The following is a 6646-nucleotide window of genomic DNA, read 5'->3' as shown; positions in this document are numbered from 1 at the left end:
TCAGTCGACTCATTGGTTTCTGACAGACCGCAATCGCGAGCAGGCTCACTCCTACATTGATCTCCATGTAGGCCCGGTTATTTCTTCTGTGGATTGATAAGAGAAAAGGAGTGACACCATGCTGGTGATGCGCCCCGCGCAAATGGCTGATCTGGGCGAGGTACAGCGTCTGGCTGCGGACAGCCCGATTGGTGTCACTTCCTTGCCGGATGACGTGGAACGTCTGAGCGACAAGATCGCTGCGAGCGAAGCTTCGTTTGCCGCCGAAGTGAGCTTCAACGGTGAAGAGAGTTACTTCTTCGTCCTCGAAGATTCCACCACTGGCAAGCTGGTCGGTTGCTCGGCCATCGTCGCCTCGGCCGGTTATTCGGAGCCGTTCTACAGCTTCCGCAACGAGACCTTCGTCCATGCCTCCCGCGAGCTGAAGATCCACAACAAGATCCACGTGCTTTCGCAGTGCCACGACCTGACCGGCAATAGTTTGCTGACCAGTTTCTACGTGCAGCGCGAGCTGGTCGGTTCGCCATGGTCGGAACTCAACTCCCGCGGCCGTCTGTTGTTCGTTGCCAGCCACCCGGAGCGTTTCGCCGATTCGGTGGTGACCGAGATCGTCGGTTACAGCGACGAGAACGGCGACTCGCCGTTCTGGGATGCGATCGGCCGCAACTTCTTCGACCTCAACTACGCCGAAGCTGAGCGCCTGTGCGGGCTGAAAAGCCGCACGTTTCTCGCCGAGCTGATGCCGCATTACCCGATCTACGTACCGCTGCTGCCGGACTCCGCCCAAGAGGCGATGGGCCAGGTGCACCCGCGTGCGCAGATCACCTTCGACATCCTGATGCGCGAAGGCTTCGAGACCGATCACTACATCGACATTTTCGACGGTGGCCCGACCCTGCATGCACGTGTTTCGGGGATCCGTTCGATCGCCCAGAGCCGCGTGGTGCCAGTGAAGATCGGCGAGCCGGTGAAAGGTGCCGGTCGCCAGTATCTGGTGGCCAATGCGCAGTTGCAGGATTACCGCGCGGTGCTGCTGGAACTGGATTACGCGCCGGGCAAACCGGTGACTCTGGATCTGGAAGCGGCCGAAGCCCTGGGCGTCGGTGAAGGTGCCAGCGTGCGCCTGGTGGCGGTTTAACGCCTTAGCGAGTTTCACGGGTGGCGAAGGCGGCCCGTTTGAGGAGATAGCATGATTGTTCGTCCCGTACGCAGCAGCGATTTAGCCGCGCTGATCGACCTGGCCCGCAGCACCGGCACCGGCCTGACCACATTGCCGGCTAACGAAGAACGTCTGGCCCATCGGGTCGGCTGGGCCGAGAAGACCTTTCGCGGCGAAGCCGGTCGTGGTGATGCGGACTACCTGTTCGTGCTCGAAGACGACGACGGTCGCGTGGTGGGGATTTCCGCCATTGCTGGCGCGGTTGGCATGCGTGAGCCCTGGTACAACTTCCGTGTCGGCCTGACCGTCAGCGCGTCGCAAGAACTGAACATCTATCGCGAGATTCCGACGCTGTTTCTGGCCAACGACCTGACCGGTAATTCCGAGCTGTGCTCGTTGTTCCTGCACGCCGATTACCGCAGTGGTTTGAACGGTCGCATGCTGTCGAAGGCGCGAATGCTGTTCATCGCTGAGTTCCCGGAACTGTTCGGCAACAAGATCATCGCCGAAATGCGCGGCGTCTCCGATGACGCCGGCCGTTCGCCGTTCTGGGAAAGCCTCGGTCGTCACTTTTTCAAGATGGAATTCAGCCAGGCCGATTACCTCACCGGTGTCGGCAACAAGGCCTTCATCGCTGAACTGATGCCGAAATTTCCGCTGTACACCTGCTTCCTCTCCGAAGGCGCGCGTAGTGTCATCGGTCAGGTCCATCCGGACACCGAGCCAGCCTTGGCGATGCTCAAGGGCGAAGGGTTCAGCTATCAGGGCTACGTCGACATCTTCGACGCCGGCCCTGCGATCGAATGCGAAACCGGCAAGATCCGCGCGGTGCGTGACAGTGAAGCGCTGGTGTTGGCCATTGGCACGCCGGGCGACGACGCCACGCCATTCATCATCCATAACCGCAAGCGCGAAGACTGCCGCATCACCGCTGCGCCGGCGCGTCTGGCTGCCGGCACGCTGGTGGTCGATCCGCAGACCGCCAAACGTCTTCAACTCAACGCTGGCGACCAAGTGCGCGCTGTGGCGTTGTCCGCTGCACGGGAGTCGAAATAATGAATTCGCTATACATCGCAGGTGAGTGGCTGGCCGGTCAGGGCGAAGCTTTTCAATCGTTGAACCCGGTGACCCAGCAAGTGCTGTGGTCGGGGGAGGGCGCGACCACTGCTCAGGTTGAATCGGCTGTGCAGGCTGCGCGTCAGGCGTTTCCGGAGTGGGCACGTCGCTCGCTGGATGAGCGCATCAGCGTGCTTGAGGCTTTCGCCGCGTCGCTGAAAAACCACGCTGACGAACTGGCTCGCACCATTGGTGAAGAGACCGGCAAACCGTTGTGGGAATCCGCGACCGAAGTGACCAGCATGGTCAACAAGATTGCCATCTCGGTACAGAGCTACCGCGAGCGTACCGGCGAGAAGAGCGGCCCGTTGGGCGACGCCACCGCCGTACTGCGTCACAAGCCGCACGGCGTGGTCGCGGTGTTCGGCCCTTACAACTTCCCCGGCCACCTGCCGAACGGCCACATCGTGCCGGCGTTGCTGGCCGGTAACAGCGTGCTGTTCAAGCCAAGCGAACTGACCCCGAAAGTCGCCGAGCTGACGGTCAAGTGCTGGATCGAAGCCGGTCTGCCAGCGGGTGTGTTGAACCTGCTGCAAGGTGCGCGTGAAACCGGCATCGCGCTGGCCGCGAACCCGGGCATCGACGGTCTGTTCTTCACCGGTTCCAGCCGCACGGGCAATCATTTGCATCAGCAATTTGCCGGGCGTCCGGACAAGATTCTGGCGTTGGAGATGGGCGGCAACAACCCGCTGGTGGTCGATCAGGTCGCAGACTTGGATGCGGCGGTTTACACGATTATTCAGTCGGCATTCATCTCTGCCGGTCAGCGCTGCACCTGTGCACGCCGCCTGCTGGTGCCGCAAGGCGCGTGGGGCGACAGCCTGTTGAAACGTCTGGTTGAAGTCAGCGCGAGCATTGAAGTCGGCGCGTTCGATCAACAACCAGCCCCATTCATGGGCTCGGTAATTTCCCTCGGCGCGGCGAAAGCGCTGATGGACGCGCAAGCACATCTGTTGGCCAACGGCGCGGTGTCGCTGCTGGCGATGACTCAGCCGCAAGCACAAGCCGCGTTGCTGACGCCGGGCATTGTTGACGTGACGGCGGTGGCCGATCGTCCGGACGAAGAACTGTTCGGCCCGTTGCTGCAAGTAATCCGCTACACCGATTTCGAAGCGGCGATCGCTGAGGCGAATGACACGGCTTATGGTCTGGCCGCTGGTCTGTTGTCGGATTCCGAAGCGCGTTATCAGCAGTTCTGGCTGGAAAGTCGTGCCGGGATCGTCAACTGGAACAAACAACTGACCGGTGCTGCGAGCAGCGCGCCGTTCGGTGGTGTCGGTGCTTCGGGCAACCATCGCGCCAGTGCCTATTACGCAGCGGATTACTGCGCGTACCCGGTGGCGTCGCTGGAAACACCGAGCCTGACTTTGCCAGCAGCCCTGACGCCTGGCGTGAAAATGGCGTGAAGCCAATCGCTGGCAAGCCAGCTCCCACAGGAACGAAGGCGTTCACACATTTTGTGTACGACGCGGTCACTGTGGGAGCTGGCTTGCCAGCGATGGCCGCGACACGGTCGCACTGAACAGTTAGTTACTGAAGCCTATAACAACAGATTCTCGTGGAGCCTCGCTGATGAAATCCTATGAAGTCAATTTTGACGGTCTAGTGGGGCCGACCCATAACTACGGCGGTCTGTCCTACGGTAACGTTGCGTCCCAGAGCAACAGCCAGCAATCTTCGAACCCGAAGGAAGCGGCGCTGCAAGGTCTGGCGAAGATGAAAGCGCTGATGGAAATGGGCTTTCAGCAAGGTGTGCTGGCGCCACAGGAACGTCCGGACGTGGCCGCTCTGCGCCGCCTGGGTTTCAGTGGCACCGACGCTCAGGTGATCGAGCGCGCCGCCAAGGAAGCCATGCCGCTGCTGGTCGCCAGTTGCTCGGCGTCGAGCATGTGGGTGGCCAACGCCGCCACGGTCAGCCCGAGTGCCGACACCGCAGACGGCCGCGTGCATTTCACCGCCGCCAACCTCAACTGCAAATACCACCGCAGCATCGAACACCCGACCACCAGTCGCGTGCTCGGCGCGATGTTCGCCAATCAGCAGCACTTCGCCCATCACGCGGCGCTGCCAGCGGTAGCGCAATTCGGCGACGAAGGCGCGGCCAACCACACACGTTTCTGCCGTGAGTACGGCGAGGCGGGCGTTGAGTTCTTCGTGTTCGGTCGCAGTGCGTTCGACAACCGTTTCCCGGCGCCGCAAAAGTACCCGGCGCGGCAAACCCTCGAAGCCTCGCAAGCCGTTGCGCGTCTGCACGGTCTGCGTGATGAAGGCGTGGTTTACGCCCAGCAGAACCCGAACGTGATCGATCAGGGCGTGTTCCACAACGACGTGATCGCCGTGGGCAATGGCGAGGTGCTGTTCTATCACGAGGACGCGTTCCTCGACACCGACTCGATGCTGGCCGAGCTGCAAAGCAAACTGGCCAAAGTCGGCGGTAACTTCCAGTCGGTGTGTGTGCCGCGTTCGGCGGTCACCGTGGATGATGCGGTGCGTTCCTACCTGTTCAACAGCCAGTTGCTGTCACGCCCTGACGGCTCGATGTTGCTGATCGTGCCGCAAGAGTGCCAGGCCAACGAGCGCGTCTGGACTTACCTGCAAGAGCTGACCAGCTCCGGCGGCCTGATCCGCGAAGTAAAAGTCTTCGACCTCAAGCAAAGCATGCAGAACGGCGGTGGCCCGGCGTGCCTGCGTCTGCGCGTCGCGCTTAACGAAACCGAACTGGCGGCCGTCAACCCAGGCGTTATCATGACGCCACCGTTGTACGGTTCGTTGACCGCATGGGTTGAAAAGCACTACCGCGACCGCTTGAGCGAAACCGATCTGGCGGATCCGCAATTGCTGCTTGAATGCCGGACGGCACTGGATGAACTGACGCAAATCCTTAAACTGGGCGCGGTTTATCCATTCCAGATCAATTGATGGCCGGCGCGTCGCCTGATCGCGGCGCGCGGCTTGTCTCCCCAAGAGAGTAAAAACATGAGCGATTCCCTGCAGCTGATCCTTGAAGACACCGACGGCACGCAACTGCAAACCTCGTGCACCCGCGTCGCGGTCATGTGGCAAGGCAAAGAGCTGTGGATCCAGCAGGACGGCCGTGGCCAACTGCTGATCGGCGTGGACGTTGAAGAAGGTGACGCCGAGTACGCCAACCTGCTGCTGCGCCCATTGGCGACTAATCTGGTAAGTCTGCAACTGGAAATGGAACCGGCCGACGTCGGCGACGACGAAGACCACGTGCACGGCCCGGATTGCAACCACGACCACTAAGGAAACCGCTCTATGCTCGCCCTCGGCAAACTGCTTGAACTGACCCTCGCCGGCCGCGAACCGGCGGAGAAGACTCAACTGACTGTCGAAGGCGTGCGCATGCGCTGGTTGAGCGAAGGTGCGCTGGAAGTCCGGCCACCGGAAGCGCGCGACAATGGCCTGGACCTGTTGCTGTCGGCAGGCATCCATGGCAACGAAACTGCGCCGATCGAGTTGCTTGATCGGCTGCTGCACGACATCGCCCGCGGCGATCTGAAGCCGCGCGCACGCATTCTGTTCCTGTTCGGCAACCCCGAGGCGATTCGCAAAGGCGAGCGCTTTGTCGAGCAGGACGTCAATCGGCTGTTCAACGGTCGTCATGAACAAAGCAGTGGTTCGGAAGCGCTGCGGGCCTGTGAGCTGGAGCGTCTGGCGGCGAGTTTCTTCAGCCTGCCGGATCGTCAGCGTCTGCATTACGACCTGCACACGGCGATTCGCGGTTCGAAGATCGAACAGTTCGCGCTGTATCCGTGGAAGGAAGGTCGCCAGCATTCGCGCCTTGAGCTGGCGCGCCTGCGCGCTGCCGGGATGGAAGCGGTGCTGCTGCAGAACAAACCGTCGATCGTGTTCAGCTCGTATACCTACGACAAGCTCGGTGCCGAGGCTTTCACGCTGGAACTGGGCAAGGCGCGGCCGTTCGGGCAGAACGATGGGGTTAATGTCTCGCTGCTGGAAACTCGCCTGCAGCAGATCATCGAAGGCACTGAGCCAGAGATGGCTGAAGCGCAGCTGGACGGCTTGCAGCTATTCAGCGTCGCCCGGGAAATCATCAAGCACAGCGATGCCTTTCGCTTGAACCTGCCGCAGGACATCGAAAACTTTTCCGAGCTGGAGATGGGTTATGTGCTGGCCGAGGACTTGGCCAATACCCGCTGGATCATCGAAGAGCAGGGCGCACGGATCATCTTCCCTAATCCGAAGGTCAAGAACGGCCTGCGGGCGGGCATCCTGATCGTCCCGACCAGCGACGAAAATCTCGCCTGACCTCAATCGCAAGGTCTACACAAAACCACTGTGGGAGCGAGCTTGCTCGCGAATGCAATCTGGCATTCAACATTAAAGTTG

Annotated in this window: 6 protein-coding genes; all 6 read left to right on the top strand. The window is 61.0% G+C overall.

Annotation, left to right across the window (positions count from 1 at the left end; all coding sequences use genetic code 11):
• Positions 1 to 118: 118 nt before the first annotated feature.
• The 6 genes from aruF (at position 119) to astE (ending at position 6565) form a co-directional block, all read left to right on the top strand.
• Positions 119 to 1138, top strand: a complete 1020-nt coding sequence (aruF, locus tag ACW9IR_RS19945; RefSeq protein ID WP_007919353.1) for an arginine/ornithine succinyltransferase subunit alpha — start codon at positions 119 to 121, stop codon at positions 1136 to 1138.
• Between the two features lie 51 nt (positions 1139 to 1189).
• Complete coding sequence (gene astA, locus ACW9IR_RS19940; protein ID WP_150707465.1) at positions 1190 to 2215, top strand: arginine N-succinyltransferase; 1026 nt, start codon at positions 1190 to 1192, stop codon at positions 2213 to 2215.
• Positions 2212 to 3681: a succinylglutamate-semialdehyde dehydrogenase gene (gene astD, locus ACW9IR_RS19935; protein WP_457464801.1), complete on the top strand. Its 1470-nt coding sequence runs from the start codon at positions 2212 to 2214 to the stop codon at positions 3679 to 3681. The genes astA and astD overlap by 4 nt, the downstream gene beginning before the upstream one ends.
• A gap of 166 nt (positions 3682 to 3847) precedes the next feature.
• The gene (gene astB, locus ACW9IR_RS19930; RefSeq protein ID WP_102900859.1) at positions 3848 to 5194 is read left to right on the top strand and encodes an N-succinylarginine dihydrolase; all 1347 of its coding nucleotides are present in this window, start codon (positions 3848 to 3850) and stop codon (positions 5192 to 5194) included.
• 57 nt (positions 5195 to 5251) lie between these two features.
• Positions 5252 to 5542 carry a hypothetical protein gene (locus ACW9IR_RS19925; RefSeq protein WP_016983958.1) on the top strand — a complete coding sequence of 97 codons (291 nt, stop codon included), beginning with the start codon at positions 5252 to 5254 and terminating at the stop codon, positions 5540 to 5542.
• Positions 5543 to 5554: 12 nt separating this feature from the next.
• Positions 5555 to 6565 carry a succinylglutamate desuccinylase gene (astE, locus tag ACW9IR_RS19920; RefSeq protein WP_102900858.1) on the top strand — a complete coding sequence of 337 codons (1011 nt, stop codon included), beginning with the start codon at positions 5555 to 5557 and terminating at the stop codon, positions 6563 to 6565.
• The last annotated feature ends 81 nt before the right edge of the window (positions 6566 to 6646 follow it).

Source organism: Pseudomonas sp. SDT291_1_S447, assembly GCF_054070155.1.
Note: the sequence above shows the minus strand (reverse complement) of the source record. Positions and strands in the feature narration are given on the sequence as shown.

Bases quoted from the DNA above. Each gene is read 5' to 3' on its own strand.
- aruF (WP_007919353.1), top strand. From the start codon at position 119: ATGCTGGTGATGCGCCCCGCGCAAATGGCTGATCTGGGCGAGGTACAG.
- astA (WP_150707465.1), top strand. From the start codon at position 1,190: ATGATTGTTCGTCCCGTACGCAGCAGCGATTTAGCCGCGCTGATCGAC.
- astB (WP_102900859.1), top strand. From the start codon at position 3,848: ATGAAATCCTATGAAGTCAATTTTGACGGTCTAGTGGGGCCGACCCAT.
- ACW9IR_RS19925 (WP_016983958.1), top strand. From the start codon at position 5,252: ATGAGCGATTCCCTGCAGCTGATCCTTGAAGACACCGACGGCACGCAA.
- astE (WP_102900858.1), top strand. From the start codon at position 5,555: ATGCTCGCCCTCGGCAAACTGCTTGAACTGACCCTCGCCGGCCGCGAA.